This window comes from Lachnospira multipara LB2003, assembly GCF_000702205.1.
Taxonomy (GTDB): Bacteria; Bacillota; Clostridia; order Lachnospirales; family Lachnospiraceae; genus Lachnospira; species Lachnospira multipara_A.
The window spans coordinates 90,371-115,058 of the sequence record NZ_JNKW01000008.1 but is presented as its reverse complement, the minus strand read 5'-3'; the positions used below and the strand labels follow the sequence as shown (position 1 = coordinate 115,058).

The window sequence follows — 24,688 nt, the reverse complement described above, 5'->3', positions numbered from 1 at the left end:
CAGGAACAAAATTTTATTAAAGATAAAATAGATGCAACTAAAGAATTGATGCTGATTGCTACGATAGATGGTAATCATATAGGCAATTGTTCACTGATGACTATTGCACCATATAAGCGGTATGCACACAGGTGTGATGTGGCAATAGCATTGTATCAAGAATATTGTGGATGTGGCATAGGAAAAATCATGTTGCAAACAGTGTTAAAGGTTGCAAAGAATGTCGGATATGAACAGGCTGAACTTGAAGTTATTTCAGATAATTATAAAGCAATTTCTCTTTATAAAGAACTGGGGTTTGAGAAGTGTGGACATTTTCCGAATAACATGAAATATGCGGATGGTAAATATGCGGATGCGGACTGGATGATGAAGAAATTATAGTGAAAACGGTTTGCAGTTGAACGAGTACATGCAAGGAGATTGTTGAATCCTGAATTAGTAGAAATGGTCTATCTTGAACCGTAACGCAAATCGCTTTTCAATAAATAAAAAGGAGTTGATAAGTATGTTTGAGTGTACCGATGAAGAGATAATCGATGCAATAAAAGAGAGTGAATATGATTTAGGCCATGAAGCTGGGAAGGTAGAAGGAATAAAAGAAGGAATCGAAGAAGGTCATGAAATCGGTTTAAAAGAAGGAATCGAAGAAGGGCAGCTAATGACATTAGTAAAACTTGTTCAGACTGGAATAATAACAGAAGAGCAGGCCGCTAATAATCTATCAATTTCAAAGGAAGAATTTGAAAAGATTCTTAATGAAAAAATAGCTAGAAATATAAGTGAATAGTAGAATTGATATTGAAACAGGGTGGAGCTAAGCGTGTGCTTAGCTCCATTGCTTTACAATTATAAAAAGCAAGCCTTTTCTTTTATAATTTTATTCTTTCTTTATAATAATTTTTTGAAATATGTTATATAATAGATTTAGTCCAATTAAAATTCATTCAATCAATTAGGGAGGCTTTTATGGCAAGAAAGAATTTTGGCGCAAAGCCACTTACACTTCCACAGCCTGTGTGGATTATTGCAACTTATGATGAAAATGGAGTCCCAAACGCAATGAATGCTGCGTGGGGCGGAATCAGTGAATCTAATGAGATTACACTTTGCCTTTCAGTAGGACATAAGACTTGCAAGAACTTTGAAAAGACAGGCGCTTTCACAATCAGCATGGCTGATGCAGCTCACGTTGCCGGCTGTGATTACGTAGGTATTTCTTCAGGAAATAAGACTGAAGATAAATTTTCAAAAGCAGGCTTTACAGCTACAAAGAGTGAATTAGTAAATGCTCCAATTATCAATGAACTTGCAGTGTGCCTTGAATGCAAGCTCAAGAGCTTCGACCACGACAGTTGCATCCTCAAGGGTGAAATTGTAAATGTAAGCGTTGACGAAGCAGCACTTACAGAGGGCAAGGTCGATATCGCAAAGGTAGCACCAATCGCATTTGATCCATTTAACAATGCATATCACGTGTTAGGAGAAAAGGTGGGAGATGCCTGGGGTTCAGGTAAGGAATTACTTTAGAAACTAAATAAACAATACATACTTTTCCGGCGCTAGACTTACGAGCGAGTCTTGACTAAAAATGTCGTGTCTACATGATAAAATCAAGAGAAATTATCGTGTCTACACGACATTTTTTATGGAAATGATGTGCTTTTTCATATCTTTTATGCGATAACATCAACATTTTAGAAAGCTAAAATGTCCATACATCAACATTTTGGAAGGTTTAAGCTTAATTCATAAGCAAAAACTTATAAACTGGAATAACCTCTATCGTCTTATTCCCCTCGGTTATAGTGCCCTCTTCATCGTGAGTCACAATTATAAGTCGCGATACATTTTCAGATTTATCCATAAAATCAAAAAGGTTCTTAGTTTCTCGTTCGTAAGCAGATTCTAGGTTATAGCAAACCTGCACCCCGCACTGTTTTTGAGGAAGGTAAAAATCCACGTCAATGCCAGTTTTACTTGATTTAAAGTAATAGACATCCTCCCCGTAGAGGCGCTTTAAATGGCAAGCGACCACATTTTCAAGAAGGGCGGAAGCCTTGTCTACCAGGAAGAGATTGAGCAGGCCATTATCATAGAAGTAAAATCTTGGAGTGCTCTCCTTCTCTGAAAACTTATTCACATAATTTCTTGTTCTAAACAGTAAAAATGCGCTCTCTGCGTAACTTGTGTACTCAATCATGGAATCTGTCGAGGTCTTTACGCCAGTTGCCTTAATGTTGCCGGCAAGCTTGTTAAAGCTGATTTCGTGCATGACAGTTTCTGCAATTTTCTTAACCATAAGGCGGAGGGCAGTTTGATTCTTGATATTTTCACGTTCGGAAATGTCCCCAAGAAGCACCTTTTCGTAAACGCTCTTGATATATTCTCTTTTATCTAGCAAATGTTGTGCTTCTGCAAAGCCTCCGAAATTGATATAGTTACTAGTCGCATTCTTAATCTTGGCAAGTTTAGAACTAGTTAAAAGTGCCTTGTTAGAGTGGTCGATTTCTAAATAGTCAAGGACCTCAGCTAGGGAAAAAGGCATAATCATCTTAGATAAATAGCGGCCTCCAAGGACTTTTTCCATCTCAGAACTTAGCATCTTGGCGTTGCTGCCAGTAATGTAGACATGCTTTTTCTGGTCGGCCATTCGTCTTGCAAAATGTTCCCAGCCATCAACAATTTGTATCTCGTCAAAGAAGTAGTAGATTTCCTTGCCTTCGGCCAGTTCATAGGCTACTTCCACAATGTCGTTAAAATCTTCCTTTTGAAAACCGAACAATCTATCATCCTCGAAATTGACATAAATAATCTGAGACCAGTCAACACCTGATTTAACAAGATCCTTTGCAATCTTATAAAGTAAGGTAGACTTTCCAGCACGACGAAGTCCCACCAAAATATAATTCATATTTTTTTCGAAACGGTAGTTTCTGTCTATAATAGTGCTTTCTTCAATGACTTCTAGTTGCTCTAGAATCACTTGTTTAAGTATATTTTTATTCATATAACATCACCTCTTATATATTATTTTATCGTCTCTACACGACAAAATCAAGTAAAATTATCGTCTCTACACGACAAAATCAAGTAAAATTATCGTCTCTACACGATAAAAATAAAGAAAATTATCGTGCACACACGATGAAAATTTCTGCAATACTTTTTTAAAATCCAGTTTCTATTCTACCCTTTCTATGATATAATTTTAAATGTCCGCGACAGAAATACATTTGTCCGCAATATTTTTTAAAACATAACCAAAAGCTTTATGGCGGCTTTAGGAATGTAGGAAGGAAGAGAAGATGAGTGACATGAATATTGTTTGTTTAGACCTTGAGGGTGTACTTGTTCCTGAGATTTGGATCGCATTTGCAAAGGAAACAAATATCCCTGAACTAGAGAGAACAACAAGAGACGAACCAGATTATGATAAGCTAATGAAGTATAGAATTGGCATCTTAAAGGAGCATGGCCTTGGCCTTAAGGAAATTCAGGAAACAATCGCTAAGATTGATCCACTTCCAGGTGCTAAGAAGTTCCTCGATGACCTTAGAGAAATTACACAGGTTATTATTATTAGCGATACATTCACACAATTTGCAAAGCCACTTATGGAGAAGCTTGGCTTACCTACAATTTTCTGTAATACACTTGAAGTGGCAGAAAATGGTGAAATCACAGGCTTTAAGATGCGTTGCGAACAGTCAAAGCTCTCAACAGTTAAGGCGCTTCAGTCTGTTGGCTTTGAAACTATCGCTTCAGGAGATAGCCACAACGATTTAGGCATGATTAAGGCATCTAAGGCTGGTTTTCTTTTTAGATCTACAGATGCAATCAAGGCTGAATACCCAGAACTTCAGGCTTTCGAGGAGTATGATGATTTATTCAATGCTATTAAAAAAGCATTATAATAATTGTATTTCTTATAATTTTTAGTATAATAAAGATACAGCCACGGTACCATACAGCTCGTACCGTGGATTTTTTATTTCGGGAGGCTTTTATGAGTAAGGTAGGCATTATAGGTCTTGGTCATATGGGTAAAAGATATGCTAAGATGATTACTTCTAATCAGGTTGATAGCTTGGAATTGGTGTGCGTCTGTACAAGAAGTGAGATGTCAGAGAGTTGGCTTGATGAGAATTGCGGCGGTATTGTAAGTAGTGGTAAGGTTAAGATTTTTAAATCTGAGGATGAGATGTATGAGCAGTTTGGGGATGAATTTGACAGCATTATTATTACAACTCCTCACAGGTTACATCCAGATACTGCAATTAAAGGCATTCGAAAGGGAAAAAACGTGCTTTGCGAAAAGCCTGCGGGAATTGATGTTATAAGTGCTAGACAAATGTACTCAGAGAGTAAATTTGCTGGAGTTGTTTATGAACTTATTTTTCATCAAAGAAGCTATGAGAGATTTAGAAAATTAAAGGAATTTATAGACTCTGGAAAAATTGGAAAAATCAAGTGCGTAAGACAAGTTGATACTGGTTTTTATAGAACGAGATATTATCATTCGTCAGGTCAGTGGCGTAGTAGTTGGCATGGAGAAGGTGGCGGAGCCCTTATTAATCAGGGACAGCATCTTCTTGATATGTGGCAATGGCTTTTTGGTATGCCAAAAGAGATGATGGCTACTGTTTCCTTAGGAAAATATAATGATTTTATAGTAGATGATGAGGCAATGCTTCAGTTTAGCTATGAAAATGGGATGACAGGTTCATTTTTTATATCTACAGGTGAGGTTCATAAGGAAAGATATATGGAAATTAGCGGGACTAAGGGCCATATAAGAGTAGAAGATGGGAAAATTGGTCTTTACACATATTCAAGAGACCAAGAAGAGTACTCTAAGATGGCAAAATGTCAGTCAACCCAGGAAATATCTGAAGAATATACAGAATTCTTATTTGATGAAGAGGGTGGAGATGCCCCATACGTTGAAATTTTGGAGAATTTTGGAAGGGCTTGTAATGGAGAGGATGTAGAGACACTAACTAATGGTTCTGATGGAATTAAGACCTTAGAATTAACTTGTGGCGCCTATCTTTCTGCATATAAGGGAAAGAAAATTGAACTTCCAGTAAATGGCGAAGAATATAGAGATTTCCTAGATGAAATGAAACATATTGAGTCGGAAATGTAAATAAATTACTATACTAACTCTAAAAAATTTACACAAACTCTATTCAAAACTTTTTATTTATGTTATACTTAATTAAAGAGATTTTTGTAAAATTTAAGAATAGGGGGAGGTACATTTATGAAGGGTAATGTATTAGTTGGCCAATCAGGTGGCCCAACAGCCGTAATTAATTCTAGTCTTGCAGGTGTTTTTAAGACTGCCATGGATAGAGGCTTCAACAAAGTATATGGCATGCGCTATGGTATTCAAGGTTTCCTTGATGAGCAGTACGTTGATTTGTCTAAATACGTAAAGAACGAACTAGACTTAGAATTATTAAAGAGAACACCATCAGCATTCCTTGGAACTTGTCGTTATAAGTTACCAGCCATTCACGAAGATAAAGAAGTTTATGAAAAAATTTTTCATTTACTAGATAAAATGGACATTGAAGTTTTAATCTATATCGGCGGTAACGACTCAATGGATACAATTCAGAAGCTATCTGATTACGCAATCCTTACAGGAGCTAAGCAAAGATTCATTGGTTGTCCAAAGACAATTGATAATGATCTTGCACTTACAGATCACACTCCAGGTTACGGCAGTGCTGCTAAGTACATTGGCACATCTACAAAGGAAGTAATTCGCGACTGTCTTGGTTTCTCTTATAAGAAGAAAAATGTAACAGTTATTGAAGTTATGGGACGAAACGCAGGTTGGCTTACAGGTGCAACAGCACTTTCAAAGGCTGAAGATTGCGACGGCCCAGACTTGATTTACTTACCAGAGATTCCATTTGATATTGAAAAGTTTTCTAAGAAGGTAGAAACACTTTTGAAGAAAAAGGACATCGTAGTAGCGGCAGTATCAGAAGGTATCAAGAATAAAGAAGGAAAATATATTTGTGAGTTCTCAGCAGGCTCTTCAACTAAAGATGCATTTGGCCATATCCAAATGACAGGAACAGCTGCTTATCTTGCAAATTATATTCATGAAAAATTAGGCTGCAAGACACGTTCTGTAGAATTTTCTACATTACAGCGTTCAGCTTCACATCTTGCAAGCCGAATCGACATCAACGAAGCTTTCATGGTTGGTGGTGCAGCAATTAAGGCTGCAGATGAAGGTTTATCAGGAATGATGGTAGTTATTGATAGATTATCAGACGATCCATACCAGTCCACAACTGGTGTTTATGATGTTCATAGAATCGCCAACGGCGAAAAGGTTGTACCACGTGAGTGGATCAACAAGGATGGAGACTACGTTACAGATGAATTTGTAAGTTATCTAAAACCATTGATTCAGGGTGATTATACACCTATGATGGTAGATGGTCTTCCAAGACATTTAACAATGAATACTAAGGGCTACAAGGATCTATACAAGGTATTCAATGAATAAGCTAACTATCTATCTTTCTTAATTAATGAGGCGGTGGGAAATTTTCCTACTGCCTCATTTTTTTGTTAATTTGTGTTTGTATGGATTTTATGCAAAAATCGCCGAACTGACATCCCGATTTTATGTAAAAATCAGCAAAAGCATACTCCGATTTTGTTTTTATAAGCATAATGAAAAACTATTTGATTTTTGTTTCGTCAGATAAAATGTATCATCTATCTGACGAAACAAAAAAATAATATATAATTCTGCGACCTCAGATTCAATCGCAATCTTATTCTCTAGTACATTCACCATTACTAGCAATTACTTCTTTATACCAATCAAAAGACTTCTTAGGGAATCTAGCTAATTCGCCATTTCCCTCATCGTCCTTATCAACGTAGATAAAGCCGTAACGCTTGCTCATTTCACCAGTTGAAGCTGAAACTAAATCGATACAACCCCAAGGAGTGTAACCAAGAAGTTCAACGCCATCAATTTCTACAGCCTTCATAAGTTCCTGAATATGAGCCTTAAGGTATGCAATTCTGTAATCATCATTTACAGTTGCAAGACCAGCCTTAAGAGCTTCTTTGTATTCGTCAGTGCCAGGAGTAAGCTCCTTGCCAGTTTCCTTATTAATAACAGTATCCTTAGCACCAAGTCCATTTTCGACAATAAACATTGGTTTCTGGTATCTATCATAAATGCTATTAAGAGTGATACGAAGACCTACTGGGTCAATCTGCCAACCCCATTCAGAAGCCTTAAGATGTGGATTTTTTAGAGTTGCAAATACATTTCCAGCAGTCTTATCCTGCATTTCAGGATTAGTACTTGTAAGACGAGATGAATAGTAGCTAAAGGAAATGTAATCAACAGTATTCTCTCTTAAAAGCTTATCATCTTCAACTGTCATATCAAGGTTAATGCCCTCACGCTCAAAGAACTTAAGAGCGTAGCTTGGATAGTAACCACGAGACTGAACGTCGATGAAGAAATAATTTTCTCTATCCTTTAGAATTGAATCCATAACATCATCGGGATCACAGCTATATGGATAGTAATTTCCGGCAGCAAGCATACAACCAATCATGAAATCAGGGTTAATGCTATGTGCAAGCTTTGTAGCTGCAGCGGAAGCAACAAGCTCGTAATGAGCAGCTTGATACTTCAATAGAGTTTCATTTTCACCTTCTTTAAAGCAAATTCCGGCGCCCATAAATGGAAGGTGAAGAATCATGTTAATTTCATTAAAAGTAATCCAATATTTAACTTTATTCTTAAATCTAGTAAAAATAGCTTCGCAGTAAGCTAAGTATCTATCAATCATCTGACGACTCTTCCAGCCACCAAATTTTTCAATTAAACCAAGTGGTGCATCAAAATGGCAGATTGTAACTACAGGTTCAATTCCATTTTTAAGCATCTCATCAATAATTTCATCATAGAATTTAAGGCCTTCTTCGCAAGGAGTACTCTCGTCTCCATTAGGGAAAATTCTAGACCATGACATTGAAAAACGGTAGCACTTAAAGCCCATCTTAGCGAAAAGTCTAATATCTTCAAGGTAATGATCATACATTTCAATGGCCTCTCTGCCAGGGTAAAAACTATCAGCAGGTAAATCTTTATAAGATAATTTACCCATTGCAACTGGGAATCTGTTCTTGCCAGCAGGAACCACATCAACTAAAGCAAGGCCGCGGCCTCTTTTGTTATAACCACCTTCGCACTGATTTGCAGCTGTTGCGCCACCCCATAAAAAATCCTTTTGTAACATAAAAAACCTCCAAAATTCATTATTTATTTGTGATAACACCATATGTATTTAATTTAGCACATAAATATTAACATAATGTGAATTTTCGATAATATTTTAACATAAATGTCAAGACTCGCTCGCGAGTCTTGCGCGCCGGATTCGGGTCTGCTTCAGCAGACAAATTCCTGTCCGAATCCGTGCGCATCCTCGCGGAGCGTTTATCTCAGTCGGAGCTTGTACCCCGACTGAGTTAAATATATGTGTATCTTTGCCCATAGTCTCGGCACTAGGAATTCTTGCATTTATTTAATAATATTAGTATAATGTAGTTAGTAATATGTTTTTGTGAAAATGTATATAGTGCTCAAACTAATTTTATATAAAGGGGATAAATATGAATAATAATTGGTTTAAAAAGATGGCTTTTTATCAGATATGGATTCGTTCTTTTGCAGATGGCAACGGGGATGGAATCGGAGATTTGTATGGGGTTTATGACAAGCTAGAATATATCAAGTCTTTAGGAATTGATGGAATTTGGTTTTCGCCAATTTATCCATCGCCAAATGCAGATTATGGCTATGATGTTTCAGACTATAAGGACATTCATCCAGACTACGGGGATTTAGAGCAGTTTAAAAAAGTCTTAAATAAGGCTCATGAACTAGGCATGAAGGTCATAATGGATTTAGTAATTAATCACACATCTGATGAACATTTTTGGTTTAAGGAAAGTTGCAAGGGTGGGGATGACAACCCTTATAAGGATTATTATATTTGGCGTGATGGAAAAATTGATAAAAATGGACATAAAAAACTTCCTAATAATTGGAATTCGCTTTTTGAAGGCAAAGCATGGGAATATAACGAAGAAAGAGGACAGTACTATTTACATTTTTTTGCTAAGAAACAACCTGATTTAAATATGGATAACCCAAGGGTTCGTGAGGAAATCAAAGATATTATGCGCTTTTGGCTTGATTTAGGAGTTGATGGATTTAGAGAAGATTCCATTGCCTTTATATCTAAAGTGGAGGGACTTCCTAATGGATACCCTGAACTTCCAATGATTAATGGTCTTCGTTACACTCAGCATGGCCCACATATTCATGAGTATATGAAGGAATTTAGAGAAGTCTGCGAGGATTACGATTGCTTCCAGATGGGTGAGATGCCAATGACAGGCCCAGATAAGGCAATGCCTTATTTAACTGGGGATACGAAATCTTTAGATATGGTAATTACCTTTGATTACATGAATGCCGATAATTTCCTCTCGGATTTTATTAGGCGACCATTTAGCGTGATTAAATATAAGAAAGCATTCTCAAAGTGGCAGTACGCCATGAATGGCAAATCTTGGAATTGTGTGTATATTGAGAATCACGATCATCCAAGGGTTGTTAGTAGATATGGTAGTGAGAAGATGTGGAGGGAGAGTGCTACAAGTTTGGCAGCTAGTTACATTTTCCTTCAAGGATGCCCTTTTATTTACCAAGGACAGGAAATTGGTATGACTAACCTCCGCTTAAATTCTATCGATAAGTATGAGGATATTTCCTCTAAAAATGCATACATGACCTTTCATACTAAGAAGTCCAAATCCCAGCGTCTTTACTATATTGGCGAGGGTTCAAGGGATTCAGCTAGAACACCAATGCAGTGGTCTGATGAAAAATATGCTGGCTTCTCTACGGTGAAACCTTGGTTTTACTTAAATCCTAACTATAAGAAGGTAAATGTGAAAGCCCAGGAAGAGGATGAAAAGAGCATTTTAAATTTTTATAGAAAAGCCCTTAAATTAAGGAAAGATAACGACGCACTCATATGGGGTGACTATAAGGAATATTTTCCTAAGGATAAAAATGTATATACTTATGAAAGAACATTATCTTCAGAAAAGTTTTTAATAATCTGTAATTTAAAAGGGAAATATAGAAGCTATAAAATGCCAGAAGAATATGTAGGCCTAAAGGGCGAACTTAAACTTAGTAATTATGAGGATGGACATAGACTAGATATTCTAAGGCCTTACGAATGTAGAGTTTATAGGTATGAGTAATAAATTAACAGAGATGAAAATTGCATGTAAAACAATTTTCATCTCTTTATTTTAGTCTATATTTATTAATAATAATGAATCTTCTTCAATATTCTCAAAATCTTCGTTCATATAATTAACATTGGTCCATTTAAAGGAAATTGATTGGCAATTATCTGAAATCTCAATCTTAAAAATTTTTAGGTCAGATGAGGGACCTTCTGGGACAACCCCTTTAATGTAACATTCTTCTATGTCAGTATTTATGGCTTTATAGTCATTAGAGTCAGAGATTATCCAAGTGTTAATTGCGTACATGGTAGGTAAAACAACAGTAAGAGTGTTATTTTTAAGGCTTTCGCGGGAAATGTTAACTTCGTATTTTTTTTGATCAAAATAAGTTAAAGAGGTATCACCAATAGTGTAGACTGTTTTATTAATTATAAGACAGTTTGCTTTTGGATAGCCTTTTTCATCTCTTGGGATTATTGAGCTATATTTAACCGAAGTAGAACAAGCAGTTATACTTAATATAATTGTTATTATAGATAGCTTTAGAAGTATCTTGTGTAAATCCATGATTTTGAATGCCCTCCTAGCTCATATGAAAAATTACCATTATCATTTAATGAAACGCTACTGTGTCTACCACCATTTGGTTCTAGTAAAATAAGTATTTTATTAGAACTATTCCAATATTCATAACCGATTAATCCAACAGAATGATTTGTCAAACCTAAATGCATGGGTTTGTTATTATTAATATTGTTTTTTATTTGTGTAAAACTTATAGTTTCTGTTTGATTAGGATAAAGATTCCAATGGTTATATGCTTTTTCAATTACTGTCCATGTTCCTCTATTATTCCAATTATCGCCATAAACATATTTGGCAACATCTATGCATGATAAATTTGTATTTTTATAATAATTAATTAGAGCTGCACATGTAGCTGCCCAACAAGTGTCACCAACTTGACTTACCCCTTTAACATTAATGGTTTTATATGATGATGGACGATCTATACCTGTTAAATTGTAAAGTTGAGGTTGATAAGTAACATTTAATTTATTAAGCAGATCGTTATAATTAAGCAATGTAGTATTATTATAGTCGAACGATGAGTTTTTAACAGTGTTTATATCTAAAAAATTGATATTATCAAACATACTGTAAATTTTAATAAATTGTGTTTCATTATAAGCATATAAGTTAATACCATCTGAAATAAATGCATAATTTCCGCTGTAATTTGAAACGAATTGATTTAATTCCTTAGAAAAAGAAATAGACATTGATGCTGAAAAGGAAGTATCATAATTTATTTCCAATATAGCTTCAATCTTTTTATCTATATTAGAAATAATTGGATAACAAGCATTATAATTATCGTTGGTAACGTTGAAAACTGTAAATGGATGTCCAAGATAATAATTTGAAATAGAATGTTTTAAATCTCCAGTTTTTATTAATACATTTAAATGTTGTAAATAAACTTCTTTTGCATAATCGTCATAATCAGACGATATAGATAAGCTACTTACGTTCAAATTATTACAGGTTTCAGCTTTTGTTGTACGAGAATTAAAAAATACAATAATAATAACTAATAATGATAAAAAAGTAAAAAATTTATTTTTTTTCACAATATTCCCCCTTTTTTAAATTAAAATATATTATAATATATTTTAACATATATAATATCAGATGTAAATAAATTAAACGAAAAGTATAATATTTTTCAAATCTAAGGCCTTACGAATGTAGAGTTTATAAGTATAAGTAAATGTGCTATAATCATGGGGCAAAAACATTTATTTATATAAAGGCAGGAGAATATATGTCAGAAGTTATTGAGAAATTTTTAAGATATGTTAGTGTTCACACTACATCAGATGATGAAAGCCAGACAAGCCCTAGTACAGCTAGACAGTTTGATCTTGCTAGAATGTTACAAAAGGAAATGCTTGAGATGGGTATAGAGGATGCTTATCTTGATGAGAAGTATTGCTATGTTTATGGTCACATCCCAGCTAATGATCCAGAGAATACTAAGACTCTTGGTTTTATCTCACACATGGATACAGCACCAGATGCTAGTGGTAAGGATGTTAAGCCAAGAACAATTGAAAACTATGATGGAAGCGAAATCATTTTAAATAAGGAAAAGGACATTAAGATGAGTCCTGTTGATTTCCCAGAATTACTTGATTACAAGGGAAAGTCACTTATAGTTACAGATGGTACAACACTACTTGGTTCTGATGATAAGTCAGGTATTGCAGAAATCATGACAATGGCTAGCGAAATCATCAATCATCCAGAAAGAAAGCATGGTAGAATTGCTATTGCCTTTACACCAGATGAAGAAATCGGTGTTGGTACAGCACACTTTGACTTAGAAAGATTCGGTGCAGATTATGCATATACAGTTGATGGTGGTGCTCTTGGAGAAATCGAGTTTGAAAACTTCAACGCTGCAGCTGCAGTAATTAAGGTGGCTGGTAGAAATGTTCATCCAGGTGAAGCTAAGAATAAGATGGTTAACGCAGCTTCAATTGCTATGGAATTTGAGCATATGTTACCTCAGAATGAAAAGCCTGAATACACAGAAGGTTACGAAGGTTTCATTCATCTTATTAGCATGGAAGGTAACACAAGCGAAGCTAAGTTACAGTATATTGTAAGAGATCATGATAGAGCTAAGTTTGAAGCTAAGAAGGAATTACTTAAGTCAGTTGCAAGCTTCTTAAATCAGAAGTATGGTGAAGGTAGAGTAACAGCTGATATTTCAGATACATACTACAACATGAGAGAAAAGGTTGAGCCAGATTACATGTTCTTAGTAAATGGTGCAGTTGAAGCTTTCAAGAAGTTAGATGTAGTGCCTAAGGTAGTTCCAATTCGTGGTGGTACAGATGGTGCAGCACTTTCATATAAGGGCTTACCTTGTCCAAACCTTTGTGCAGGTGGACATAACTTCCATGGTATTTATGAATATGTATGCGTAGAATCTATGGAAAAGATTGCAGAGATGCTTACTTTACTTGCTTGTTGTAATTTTGCTAAATAAGAGACTCTTTTATAATAAATTTGTAAGATAGTAGAAATATAGAAACCGGATTTAGATTTGAAAATCTAAATTCGGTTTTTGTTTAAGTCACTTTCAGCTATAAATCATAGCTTTTATAATGGAATTTTGTTACAATGTCTATTAAAAAAGAATAAATGCTCTTTTATCTTTAAAATAATATGGTATGATATCATAATATATAAGGAGTGATATAATGGCAAAAGAAGCAAAGACAAACGCTATGCGTTTTTTGGAAAAAAATAAAATTGCATATACAGAAGAGACCTATGATGCTAAGGAATTTACAGATGGTGTACATTCAGCCGAAATCCTAGGTCATGACCCAGATAGAAGTTTTAAGACTTTAGTTGCTGTTGGAAAGTCAGGAGAACACTATGTCTATGTAATTCCTGTAGCTCTTGAAGTGGATTTTAAGAAGGCCGCTAAAGCTGTGGGTGAGAAGAATGTAGAATTAATTCATGTAAAGGATTTAACCAAACTTACAGGTTATATTAGAGGTGGCTGTAGCCCACTTGGTATGAAGAAAAATTTTAAAACTGTAATTCATAGTAGTTGCTTAGATTATGACAAAATCTATATTAGCGGGGGTCGAGTAGGCTTAACTCTTGAACTTGCCCCAAAAGATCTAATAAAAGTAACTAATGCTGATGTAGTTGATATTGTTATGTAATAAAAAAGACGGTTTTATGCCGTCTTTCTTTTATTTAAGATGATTTTAGGATATAATAAGAGAAATAAGAAACTATAACAGTGACTAAAGAAAGGTATATACAAATGACATATTTTGCTTGGTTTTTTCTAGATAAGGAAAAAGATATTATTGTAAATCTATATAAAGATTTAGATAGAATGTATTATTGTTTAAAAACACCAAATCATGCATCAGGAAATTTAATTCGAAATATAGCTAAGATTTGTGACTTAGAACTTACTAAAGATGAGAATGATATGCTTGTAATTAAGGGAGAAGTTCCTTGTTTTATAGACGGTAACAATAAAGAAAACTATATTTTTAAATTTCAGGACACTGAAATAGCAAGAATTTTCCCAGATGGAAGAGTCGAAGTAAAAGCCACAATTCCAGCTATAGCTAAGACTTTAATGAGTCAGTCAAAGGAGGCCCTACTTCCACTAGATAAGACACTTTTTGAGACTTTTATTCGTAAGGATTTAAAATTTCGAGCAGACCTTCATACTCATATGAACGGCAATTTAACAGGCGATGTGCTAATTGCCTTAGGTATTGCTCATCAGATTAGATACCCACTTTATTATGTGAAAAAATTGGACCTTAAATTGACTCAGAGTCAGTGGGATAAGTTAGAAGAGCAGAGAGAAAAAGTTGCAAGACAGTTTGTAACATCAGAACTTAAGGGCAAGTATCTTGATCGTAAAATCAACGATAACACCTTTATTAATTTTGCTGATTTAATTCTAAATAACTTGGATAATGCTGAAGAAAATATTGTCAAAATCAGAGGTTCTCTTGCAGTTATTAAGGATGGACAAGCTGTATTTACTAACTTAGAGAAGGTATACATTTATCGATATGTATTCTGTAAGGGTGTTGAAAGCGAAGAGAAGATAAGTTTAGCTAAGAAGGATATGATACCGGATTTAGATGTAAGAGCAGCACTTTCACAGATGATTCGTGATAGAGAAAATCCAGCTTATTGCCACAACACAATTTTCCAGGATAAGTTACTTTGGATTGCAAGAAGCTACAAAAGACAGGGAATTGTTTATGCAGAAATCAGTGATACAACTTTAGTTAAGAAATACGAGTCATTAGAAATGTTACGTCAGGTACATGAGGTTATGCCAAGTATCTATCAGGAAACAGGCGTAATGATTAGATTCCTTGCAGCTATGAGACGAATTCCACTTACAATTATTAAGGATGCCATAACACCTGATAATTACCTTGAGCAAAACTTAGAGGTTTTAAAGGCAACAGCTCTAGACCCATATGTGGCAGGTTGTGATTTTGTTGGTGAAGAGATCAATGATATTATTACTTTAAAGCCAGCATTTAAGGAATTAGTTAAGATTGCCGCTTCTGATCCAAGCTTTGTAATTAGAGTTCATGCTGGAGAGAATGATAGTCAGAAGGATAACATTGCACATTCAATTGAGTGTGTTAAGGATTCCCTTGAACCAGGCCAGAAGATGCCAAAGATGCGCCTTGGACATGGACTCTACACTTATAGTCTTACAAGTAAGAAGGGTAAGGATACACTAAAGCAGTTAATTGATAATAACGTAGTGCTAGAATTCCAGATTTCAAGTAATGTAAGACTTAATAATTTAAATACACTAGAAAAACATCCTCTAAAGCAGTATTTAAAGCATGGTATTGCCTGCGTTCAGGGAACTGATGGTGCAGCGCTTTACGGTACAGATGCTATTGAAGAAGAATTGTCTTTAAAGAAAATGCTTGGGCTAACCGATAAGGAAGTGCAGCTTATGAAGGATGCCGAAACGAAGATTATTGAAGAAAGTCAGCAGGCTTATTCTGATAAGAAGGCAGCCTTTGAAAGACTTGTTAAGAACAAGGATTTTGAGGAAGTTTTACTTGATAAGATGCAGACAGTTAAGATTAAATCTAATAAGTCAAAGCGTGAGCTTAAGTATGATTCTAATAAGGAGTTAAAGGAACAGATTCAAGAAATCACATGGGATAGATTCCCAATTGTCTTAGTTGGTGGAAGCTTTAATACAGAAAACAGAGCTACTAAGCTTAGTGCCAATGCTACAAAGCAGATTGACGAAATGCTAGAATACTTAAATCCAGAGGAAGTTTGCTTTGTGATAGGTCACAAGATTTCAGGTTATGAAAAGTATCTTCTAGAACATAATGAAAAGAATTTTAGAATTTATTCTTTCGTACCTGCAGTCCTTACAAAACATGAAGCTGAAAAAATCAAGAAGGCTGGTGTTAAGGTAAGGGTATCTACAGAAGCACAGGCAATGGGTATTTATAAGAGTTTCAACTATGAAATCTTTGAACGTCGTCCATCTATGGTAATTGCTTTTGATGGTAATAGTGCTGCAGCTAACCTTATTCAAGAAGCTAAAAATGGTAAGGGTAAATCAGCAATTTTAGTATGGGCTAATTCTAAAGCTTTAATGCAAAAAGCTAAGTCACTACATGGTTATGCATATTCTTTTGATGCTAAGAATAGAATTGTGGACTTAATGACAAGCCTAAAAAAGAAGTATTCTAAGGAATAGTAGAATAAATTCTAAGGAATAATAGAATAAATAGAAATTAGGAGATCAGATTTACATTACAAAAGAAGCTGTGGTATAAAAACCACAGCTTCTTATTACAATCCGTTATCAATTTTTATATAGCTGCCTCGTGTCGTAGTATCTTTAGTTACTATGACTTTTTTCTTAATTGCATCCTTTAGTTCAGCTCTATGACTTATGATTCCCACAAGTTTTCTATCAGAAGATAGTTCCTTTAGAAGTTCCATAGCATCTTTAAGGGAAGCCTCATCAAGAGTACCAAAGCCCTCATCAATAAACAGGGTATCAAGTTCAATTCCACCGGCTGACATACTAATACTATCTGATAAACCAATAGCAAGGCTAAGAGAAGCCTTAAAGCTTTCACCACCAGATAGGTTTCCAACAGGACGTTCTTTACCTGTAAGGTTGTCGTGCATATTAAGCTTTAAAAATTCTTTGTTGCCATCGGTATGTCTTCTAAATTCAAACTGCCTATTACTTAAAGTGTAGAGTCGTTTATTAGCAGCAAGTAAAATTTGTTCAAAGCCCTCTAGCTGAACGAAGGTTTCAAATGATAGTTTATCAGATCCAGGGATTTGACCGCTAAGTAGGTTATCAAGTCTTGTATATCTGCTTGCTTTAATGCTTAGTTCTTCGGACTCTTTATAGGTCTTATTAATAATAGCTTTTGTCTCGTTGTTATTAGTAATTTCGTTATTGGCAATTGTTATATCATGTCTGATTTTTTCAATTAAAGCTTTAGATTCATCAACTGCATTTTTAAGTTCTGTTATATCAACTTTTACTTTTCCTTCACACTGTTTTTTAGTAGTCTCTAATAAAGTGCTATTTGTGTTAACTTCAGTGTTATATTTATTTATTTCTTCGTTTAGATGATTAAGTGACTTTGCATCAATTAAATGAGTATGGTAGTCTAATTCATCTGCAAATCCTTGTGAGCGTAGAGCTTCATTAAAGTCTGTCTTAGTTACTTCTAAGTTAGCTTTATTAGTCTTTACTATCTTAGCTGCATTATCAAGGCTAGTCTTAGCCTTAGTAAGGTTATCCTTAGCAATATCAAATTCGTTCTTAGCTTTTTTGTAGTTTGCATCTAATTCTTTACAGTTATTAGTTAACTCCATACGCTTAAGTCTAGCTTCTGAAAGGTTAGCAAATTCAAGCTTAGGAATTGAATTTAATTGACCTTCTAAGTTACTAATCTTAGTTTTGGCTTCTTCTAGTTTAGTTGATAAGGATTCCTTAGATTCATTGTGTCTATTAAGTTCATCCTGATAGTTACTTAGCTCATCCTTTAATGTATTGTATTTATTATTAATATCCGTAAGCTTAGATATAGCAGCTTTGTAGACTTCCATATAATCAGCTACAGTACGTTGTGCTTTATTAAGCTTAATATCAAATTCTAATTCAGTAGAAAAATCCTCAATTTCAAGTATAGCTAGAGCTTGTTCTAAATTATTGCTTAATAAATCTGTATTGTCATTATTATAATAAGGCTTAATTGTTGCCATATTAATATCCGTAAAGTTCTTAGCTATTCGTGTGTAATTAAGGACAATGTTATTACAAATAGAAGATAATTCCTGCTCTTTAGCGGCTATCTTAGCTTTATAATTATTAATTTTATCTAGGAGTTGATTATTGTCATTGTTTAATTTATCAAGCTCCTCTTCACTAACTACAGCTACATTAATTGTGGCAATCTTTGGATGGTTAGTAGAACCACATACAGGGCAACATTCATTATCCTTTAAATCCTTAGCAAGAATTCCAGCTAAGTTAAGCTTATAATTGTATAGCTTATCTGCGTAGTCCTTACAATGCTTATCATATTCCTCAAGTTTGCCGGCAAGGACCTTATTAGAACCTTCTATAGTGTTTCTTAGTCCGAATACTTTATCTATATCTTTATGTATTAAATCGTCGATTTCCCCTTTGCACATAGCTAACTTTTCAAAGTCTGTTGTGGCTTCTTTAAGAGTTAAACCAATTTGTTCATTGGCAGTAATAAATTCACTACGAGTCTTAATTTCTTCTTCAAGTTTAAGTCTTTTTTTATCAAAGCCATCAAGTTCTTGACTAATCTTACTGGCAAGTGCTTTTTCACTGTTTAAGGCTTGATTTATATTATTAACGTCTTCATAATAATGTTCCTTTTCAAGTAAAGAGTTAATCCTTAAATTTAAATTGTTGATTTGCTCTTCACTGTCCTTTAATTTAATAACTGCTTCATTCTTATTGTTATAATTAATAGTAGCTGCATTAAGATTGTCACTAGCTAATGTGTAATCCTTGCTTGCTTCATCACATAATTTCTTGGCTTCTAGATATTTATCCTCTGCTGGCTTAACGTAGATTAAAGCCTTATGACCTATGTTATATTGCTCTTTTTTATGATTAATAGAATCAGTCATAGCTTTTAATTCTATGTCTTTTTTATTCAATTCGTCTAATTTATCAAGGAGAGCATTATTTTCACCAGCTGTTATATAACTTGCATTAATCTGGTTATATTCTTTAGTTAGTGAATCTAATTCGATTTCCTTCTTGCTTGCAAATTCTTTATTAGAAGCATTAATCTTATCTATAAAATCAAGAAGATATAGGGCATCTACACCATTAGTATTAGCTTTAAGTTCGTCCTTTATTGCATCTAGGCTATTAGATAGCTCTTCATTAAAGTTAGCTTTAACGCTTTCAAAATAGCTAACAATCTGCTTATTAGCGTCAGCTATTTTGGAGTTGGCATTATCTTTACGTTCCTTCATCTTTTGTCGCATTATTTCATATTTCTTAGTTTGAAAAATAGTCTGCATAATTGCCTTACGAGAATTAGAATCAGCATTAAGTAATTTATAGAATTCCCCCTGAGCAATCATTACAGTTTGTCTAAATTGTTCAAAAGAAAGATGAAGTATTTCATCAACTATATAGTTATTGGTTTCCTTTAATCTTTCCATGGTATTATGGTCTTTTGGATCACCAATTGTAAGTATTATTGATTCCTTTGCAGGTATTAGACCAGAACCTCTCTTATTAGCACGTTTCTGTTCTGGTTCACGATGAATATTATAGATCGTACCATTGTGGGAGAAGGTAAAATCTACATAGGAGATTATCTGTGGGTCTGCAAGTTCATTACGGAAGGCCTTTTTGTCCTTATCTTTAAGGCTTCCTTCTCCATAAAGAGCAAAGGTAATAGCATCAAAAATTGTGGATTTACCAGCACCAGTATCACCGCAAATAAGGTATAATCCCTTGTCTCCCAAGTCTTTACTATAATCTATGTTTGTCTCATTGATATATGGGCCAAAGGCACACATTGTAAGTTTAATTGGTTTCATTGATTATTCCGGCCTCCTTTGCAACTTCTTTAAGACATAGTAAATCTTCTTCACTTATTTCATCACCCATTATTTGTTTGTAAAAATCGGATATAAGTTCCGTAAAGGATTTGTTAGTTGAAATGTCTGTAATCTTTGCGTTAGCTAGAGCTTTAGTCTTACTGTTCTCTATAGTTAAGCCCATTAGATTAGGATAGATACTCTTTAATTTGTCATAAGCGTTAGTATCTTCCTCTTCATCTGTAATTGTGGCAAAAATATAGTCATTTAAAGGTCCATTTTGTCCAAATTCTAAAGATCTGTCATTAGGATCGAGATTCCTTGCAGCCTCTATTAATTTCCTTAATTCTCCCTTAATTTTTCTCATTTTTCTAAGGGGTCTTAAAGTCACAAAATCAATATTTACCTGATTCTTATTGTTAATTTCTACAATCGGTACACTCTTGTCCCTAGTTGTTTCACTAGCTGAGTAGGCAAGGGGAGAACCGCTATAACGAATGGACTCACGACCTACTTGTTGAGGAATATGGATGTGTCCAAGGGCAACATAGTCAAAACTATCAAAAAGGTCGGCACCAATCTTCTCAACAGTACCCACATCCTTAGTGGCATCTTCAGAATCAGCTAAGACTGGATCATGACTACCAGCTACAAATTGATGGGCAAGAAGTATATTACGTGCATCCTTATCAATGTTAGAGTGTTTAATTGCCACATCTATTGCATGATGATAGTTATTGTTATCATTGTTAAAATCCTCAGGATAGTAAGATTTAACAGTAGAGGCTTTAATAAAAGGCATCATATAAAAATTAATCTTGCCGTATTCATCCTCTAGTGTAACAGATGGAATTTCTCCATTATAGATTCCTGTAATATGTATATTATTATTAGAAAAAATACGACTTCCGAAGTTAAGTCTTTCATCAGAGTCATGATTTCCACTAATTGCTATTATTCTAATATTATTATGGGTACATTTAGTTAAGAATTCATCAAAAAGTGATACAGCTCTTTCACTAGGCTGCTTTTTATCGTAGATATCACCAGAAATAAGGATAGTATTGATATCATTATCCCTTGCAATATTAATTATTTCATTAAGAATATATTGTTGATCTTCGATTAAATCAAAGGCATTAACAGTCTTTCCAAGATGAAGATCAGCAAGATGTATAAATTTCATAACTACCTCCGTGATAGAATATTCATTAAAGCTTACATTGCGTTCAAAATATATTCTATCACAGAAGTAATTTAATTACAAACACTTGTTCTAATTAGCTTAATTAAAACCAATACAACAGTAGTATAATCCGTCGCTACCAGCTACCATTGCAATGCCACAAGCCTTATGTGGATAGTTAGCATCAATAATGATATCTCTGTGGTTTGGTGAATTTAACCATGCTTCAACAATACGAGTTGCATCAGTAGAATTACCACGGTAGAGTATTTCCGCTGTGTAGTATCCCTTATCTACATAAAAACACTCATTTCCATCTGGTCTTGTGTGATTTAATTCCTGGTCGTTGGCTTCTTCATTAGCGCGAATCACAGCATCACTTGTAAGTCTTGAATCTAGATAAAGAGCTGAAAGTCCATAGCTAGCTCTAGCTGAATTAATAGCTTCTAGTAATGCCTGATTGTATTGTGGTAGAGAGGTGTAATTTACCTTAGCTTCAGCTGGTGCAACTTCAATATGAGTATCTGTTGCAGGAGCATTAGCTTCTGGTTCGACAACGTTATTTGAATTAGTGGCAGGTACATAACTTGCTTGTGTTGTCTCGTCAATGTTAGTGGTTTCACTTTGCATAGTTGTTTCTATTGTGTCAGTTGTTTGGTATTCAGTGCTAGCAGTCTCTTGTTCATTAACTAAATTCTCAGTAATGTTAACTCGCTCCTGCTTAACTGAAGAAGCATGCATTGTAATAAGTAAATTCTTACTAAACAAAGTTGCAAGACTTACCACAACTATAAGGCCCAATATAACTAAAGCGTGTCTGTCATTTTTTGTCATTTTATATTTACCCTATCTTTTTATAATAGTATCTATGCTTTCAAAGCAATAAAAAAGTATGTTTAAAAGTATCTTTTTTTCCTAAAAAATTAATTGAAAATAAAAGACGAGTTTCTTTTCTAAACATACGTATACTGTGTTTGTTGCATAGACACGTATTATATTATCTCATAGAAACGGAAATTTTAAAATAGTTTTTTGTAAATTTATGATATTTTTTACAAAAAGTTTATACTTTTAGTTAAGCTATATTAGTAATTGCAATTCTCTTCACATAGTTTAGGGCTGATGCAACACTAGGAATTAATAGTAGTACAATTGTGATTGCACCTTCTAATCCAATGTATGTAATATTATAAATAAGAGAATATACTAGGGCATTAAATGCACCTAAACCATAATCTGTAGCATAAGCTCCAAAGAAGATTACACCTGATAGTACAGCAAAGAAGTATCTACCAACAATTCCCACAATGTAACCCTTTATTAGGCCATATTTTTTGTTAGAGAAAAATCCGCTCATTCCAAGGGCACCATAGGCAAAAATGTAATCAACAAAAACTTGAGGGATGCTAATAATATATGGATCAATTATAAATTGTAAAAGTCCATAAGCTGCGCCACCAAGAATTCCAATTACAGGTCCATACCAGTAACCAATAATAGCAACAAAAAGCATTGAGAATATTGTAACTGAACCTCCCATTGGCAATTTAATAGGATTAAAAAGTGAGCAAACTGTTCCAATAGCAATTGCTACAGCACAAAAAGTAAGAACCTTTGGACTAAATTTCTTGTTGTTGCCTGCAATAAAGGCAATAAGCACAAGAACAATAAATAAAATAAAAGCGATTAAGGCGTATCCATTAGAAGTTAAACTATAACTTCCATCACCATTGTTTAAGAAAAACATAAGTTTTACCTCCTCCTAATTATAAAATATCTATAGTTTCGCCAGCTAAAGCCTTATTAATACTTCTAACGGCACAGAATTTACCACACATACTACAAGCTTCAGAGTGGTCATCTTCTGGAAGACGACTGTCTCTAATAGCCTTAGCAGTCTTAGGGTCAAGGGCTTCTAGCCACTGTGCATCCCAATCAAGAGCTCTACGAGCCTTTGCCATTCTATCATCCTGATCCCTTGCACCAGGAATTCCCTTTGCAATATCAGCTGCATGAGCTGCGATTTTACTTGCAATTATTCCCTGTTTTACATCTTCTATATTAGGAAGGGCAAGATGTTCTGCTGGTGTTACATAGCAAAGAAATGCTGCACCTGAACTTGCGGCAATTGCACCACCAATAGCTGCTGTAATATGGTCATAGCCTGGGGCAATATCAGTAACTAAAGGTCCAAGTACATAGAAAGGTGCTCCCTTACAAATTGTTTCCTGAATCTTCATATTGGCTGCAATCTGGTCAATAGGCATATGTCCAGGACCTTCAACCATAACCTGAACGTCCTTATCCCATGCTCTTTGTGTTAGTTCTCCAAGTCTTGTTAATTCATCTATTTGAACCATATCTGATGCATCAGCAAGACAACCAGGTCTACATGCATCTCCTAAGCTTACAGTCACATCATATTCACGGCAGATATCAAGAATTTCGTCGTAGTATTCGTAGAATGGGTTTTCATTACCAGTCATACTCATCCATGCAAAAATAAGACTTCCGCCACGGCTAACAATATTCATTATTCTTTTGTTAGCTTTGATTTGTTCAACTGTTTTTTTAGTAATGCCACAGTGGATTGTAATAAAATCAACACCATTTTGTGCATGAAGTCTTACAACATCAATAAAATCCTTGGCAGTTAAGGTATTTAAGTCTCTTTGATAGTGAATAACTGCATCATAAACAGGAACAGTTCCTATCATTGCAGGACATTCGCTACAAAGCTTTTTTCTAAAAGGTTCAGTGTCACCATGACTTGAAAGGTCCATAATTGATTCTGCACCCATGTTAACGGCATTCATGACCTTTTCCATCTCTATATCGTAGTCTTTGCAGTCTCTACTTACACCTAAGTTTACATTAATCTTAGTCTTTAATTTCTTGCCGATACCATTAGGGTCTAGGCTTTTGTGGTTTACGTTTGCTGGAATAACAATAGTACCATTTGCAAGACCTGCTCTAATAAATTCAGGTGTTCTATTTTCCTTTAGGGCAACGGCCTCCATTTCTTTAGTAATAATGCCTTTTCTAGCAGCATCCATCTGTGTTTGGAACACTCTCTTCTTCATAATAATAACTCCTTTAAGTCTTTCTTTTTAGTATGTCTTTTGTTTCTAGTATCTTTTGTATCTTGATTAATTTGTCTAGAAAAAATATATGGGGAGTTAAACTGAGATTGATTATATATAGTACTAATAATCATGATAATAACTTGAAATAAAAAAAGTCATCCTAAGGATGACGCTTATGGTAATTCCCTACGTTGGCATTATCCAAATCAGGTTATCGGTCGAAGTGTCTACACTTCCTCTCAGCCGAATGATTTATCAGCTCCCATGTGTATTCTTTTTTGCTTGAAATATAAGGTTTAATCAACGTTTTGATTATATTGCAGTTATATAAAAAAAGAAATAGTTCGAAAGTACTAAAGTGCTTGCGAAAAAATTGACGAGAGAATAAAATAGA

The 24,688-nt window shown here is 34.5% G+C and carries 19 protein-coding genes and 1 riboswitch; of the genes, 10 read left to right on the top strand and 9 right to left on the bottom strand.

Annotated features, from left to right (window positions below; genetic code table 11):
- From T537_RS0106630 to T537_RS0106620, 3 genes are all read left to right on the top strand, one after another.
- Positions 1-384, top strand: a 384-nt coding sequence (locus T537_RS0106630; RefSeq protein ID WP_031556802.1) for a GNAT family N-acetyltransferase, incomplete at its 5' end; no start/stop codon positions are given.
- A 124-nt stretch (positions 385-508) separates the two neighbouring features.
- Positions 509-790, top strand: a complete 282-nt coding sequence (locus T537_RS0106625) for a FliH/SctL family protein (RefSeq protein ID WP_031556801.1) — start codon at positions 509-511, stop codon at positions 788-790.
- Between the two features lie 179 nt (positions 791-969).
- The gene (locus T537_RS0106620; RefSeq protein WP_031556798.1) at positions 970-1,530 is read left to right on the top strand and encodes a flavin reductase family protein; all 561 of its coding nucleotides are present in this window, start codon (positions 970-972) and stop codon (positions 1,528-1,530) included.
- A gap of 214 nt (positions 1,531-1,744) precedes the next feature.
- Here T537_RS0106620 and T537_RS0106615 read toward each other — a convergent pair whose 3' ends face one another.
- The gene (locus T537_RS0106615; protein ID WP_031556796.1) at positions 1,745-3,010 is read right to left on the bottom strand and encodes an ATP-binding protein; all 1,266 of its coding nucleotides are present in this window, start codon (positions 3,008-3,010) and stop codon (positions 1,745-1,747) included.
- A 307-nt stretch (positions 3,011-3,317) separates the two neighbouring features.
- Between T537_RS0106615 and thrH the strand changes: the two genes are divergently transcribed.
- The 3 genes from thrH to T537_RS0106600 all read left to right on the top strand — a co-directional run bounded on the left by thrH (position 3,318) and on the right by T537_RS0106600 (position 6,538).
- Complete coding sequence (gene thrH / locus T537_RS0106610) at positions 3,318-3,917, top strand: bifunctional phosphoserine phosphatase/homoserine phosphotransferase ThrH (protein WP_031556794.1); 600 nt, start codon at positions 3,318-3,320, stop codon at positions 3,915-3,917.
- A gap of 92 nt (positions 3,918-4,009) precedes the next feature.
- Complete coding sequence (locus T537_RS0106605) at positions 4,010-5,152, top strand: Gfo/Idh/MocA family protein (RefSeq protein ID WP_031556792.1); 1,143 nt, start codon at positions 4,010-4,012, stop codon at positions 5,150-5,152.
- A 117-nt stretch (positions 5,153-5,269) separates the two neighbouring features.
- Positions 5,270-6,538 (top strand): 6-phosphofructokinase, encoded by a 1,269-nt coding sequence (locus tag T537_RS0106600; RefSeq protein WP_031556791.1) that lies wholly within the window; start codon positions 5,270-5,272, stop codon positions 6,536-6,538.
- Between the two features lie 274 nt (positions 6,539-6,812).
- On the opposite strand, the gene T537_RS0106595 is transcribed toward T537_RS0106600, so the two are convergent.
- Entirely contained in the window at positions 6,813-8,303 is a 1,491-nt protein-coding gene (locus T537_RS0106595; protein ID WP_031556789.1) for a 6-phospho-beta-glucosidase, read from the bottom strand.
- 376 nt (positions 8,304-8,679) lie between these two features.
- Between T537_RS0106595 and T537_RS0106590 the strand changes: the two genes are divergently transcribed.
- Positions 8,680-10,347, top strand: a complete 1,668-nt coding sequence (locus T537_RS0106590) for an alpha-glucosidase (protein ID WP_027437711.1) — start codon at positions 8,680-8,682, stop codon at positions 10,345-10,347.
- Positions 10,348-10,398: 51 nt separating this feature from the next.
- Here T537_RS0106590 and T537_RS0106585 read toward each other — a convergent pair whose 3' ends face one another.
- Together T537_RS0106585 and T537_RS0106580 are read right to left on the bottom strand one after the other, a co-directional pair.
- Positions 10,399-10,905 (bottom strand): hypothetical protein, encoded by a 507-nt coding sequence (locus tag T537_RS0106585; RefSeq protein WP_027437712.1) that lies wholly within the window; start codon positions 10,903-10,905, stop codon positions 10,399-10,401.
- A complete protein-coding gene (locus T537_RS0106580; RefSeq protein ID WP_027437713.1) occupies positions 10,881-11,972 on the bottom strand; it encodes a papain-like cysteine protease family protein in 1,092 nt (363 codons plus the stop codon). The genes T537_RS0106585 and T537_RS0106580 overlap by 25 nt, the downstream gene beginning before the upstream one ends.
- Before the next feature lie 194 nt (positions 11,973-12,166).
- Between T537_RS0106580 and pepT the strand changes: the two genes are divergently transcribed.
- From pepT to T537_RS0106565, 3 genes are all read left to right on the top strand, one after another.
- The gene (gene pepT / locus T537_RS0106575; protein ID WP_027437714.1) at positions 12,167-13,399 is read left to right on the top strand and encodes a peptidase T; all 1,233 of its coding nucleotides are present in this window, start codon (positions 12,167-12,169) and stop codon (positions 13,397-13,399) included.
- Positions 13,400-13,613: 214 nt separating this feature from the next.
- Positions 13,614-14,090, top strand: a complete 477-nt coding sequence (gene ybaK / locus T537_RS0106570; protein ID WP_027437715.1) for a Cys-tRNA(Pro) deacylase — start codon at positions 13,614-13,616, stop codon at positions 14,088-14,090.
- A 104-nt stretch (positions 14,091-14,194) separates the two neighbouring features.
- Positions 14,195-16,654 carry an amidohydrolase family protein gene (locus T537_RS0106565; RefSeq protein WP_027437716.1) on the top strand — a complete coding sequence of 820 codons (2,460 nt, stop codon included), beginning with the start codon at positions 14,195-14,197 and terminating at the stop codon, positions 16,652-16,654.
- A gap of 95 nt (positions 16,655-16,749) precedes the next feature.
- Here the strand turns inward: T537_RS0106565 and T537_RS0106560 are convergent, their stop codons facing one another.
- From T537_RS0106560 to thiC, 5 genes are all read right to left on the bottom strand, one after another.
- Complete coding sequence (locus T537_RS0106560) at positions 16,750-20,022, bottom strand: AAA family ATPase (protein ID WP_031556787.1); 3,273 nt, start codon at positions 20,020-20,022, stop codon at positions 16,750-16,752.
- The gene (locus T537_RS0106555) at positions 20,009-21,208 is read right to left on the bottom strand and encodes an exonuclease SbcCD subunit D (protein ID WP_031556785.1); all 1,200 of its coding nucleotides are present in this window, start codon (positions 21,206-21,208) and stop codon (positions 20,009-20,011) included. Before T537_RS0106555 ends, T537_RS0106560 begins: the two co-directional genes overlap by 14 nt.
- A gap of 99 nt (positions 21,209-21,307) precedes the next feature.
- Positions 21,308-22,042, bottom strand: coding sequence for a CAP domain-containing protein (locus T537_RS0106550; protein ID WP_031556784.1), 735 nt, complete (start codon positions 22,040-22,042; stop codon positions 21,308-21,310).
- Between the two features lie 241 nt (positions 22,043-22,283).
- Positions 22,284-22,955 (bottom strand): energy-coupled thiamine transporter ThiT, encoded by a 672-nt coding sequence (locus T537_RS0106545; RefSeq protein ID WP_031556782.1) that lies wholly within the window; start codon positions 22,953-22,955, stop codon positions 22,284-22,286.
- A gap of 19 nt (positions 22,956-22,974) precedes the next feature.
- Positions 22,975-24,291, bottom strand: a complete 1,317-nt coding sequence (gene thiC, locus T537_RS0106540; protein ID WP_031556781.1) for a phosphomethylpyrimidine synthase ThiC — start codon at positions 24,289-24,291, stop codon at positions 22,975-22,977.
- 169 nt (positions 24,292-24,460) lie between these two features.
- A riboswitch (TPP riboswitch) is annotated at positions 24,461-24,570 on the bottom strand.
- Between the last annotated feature and the right edge of the window lie 118 nt (positions 24,571-24,688).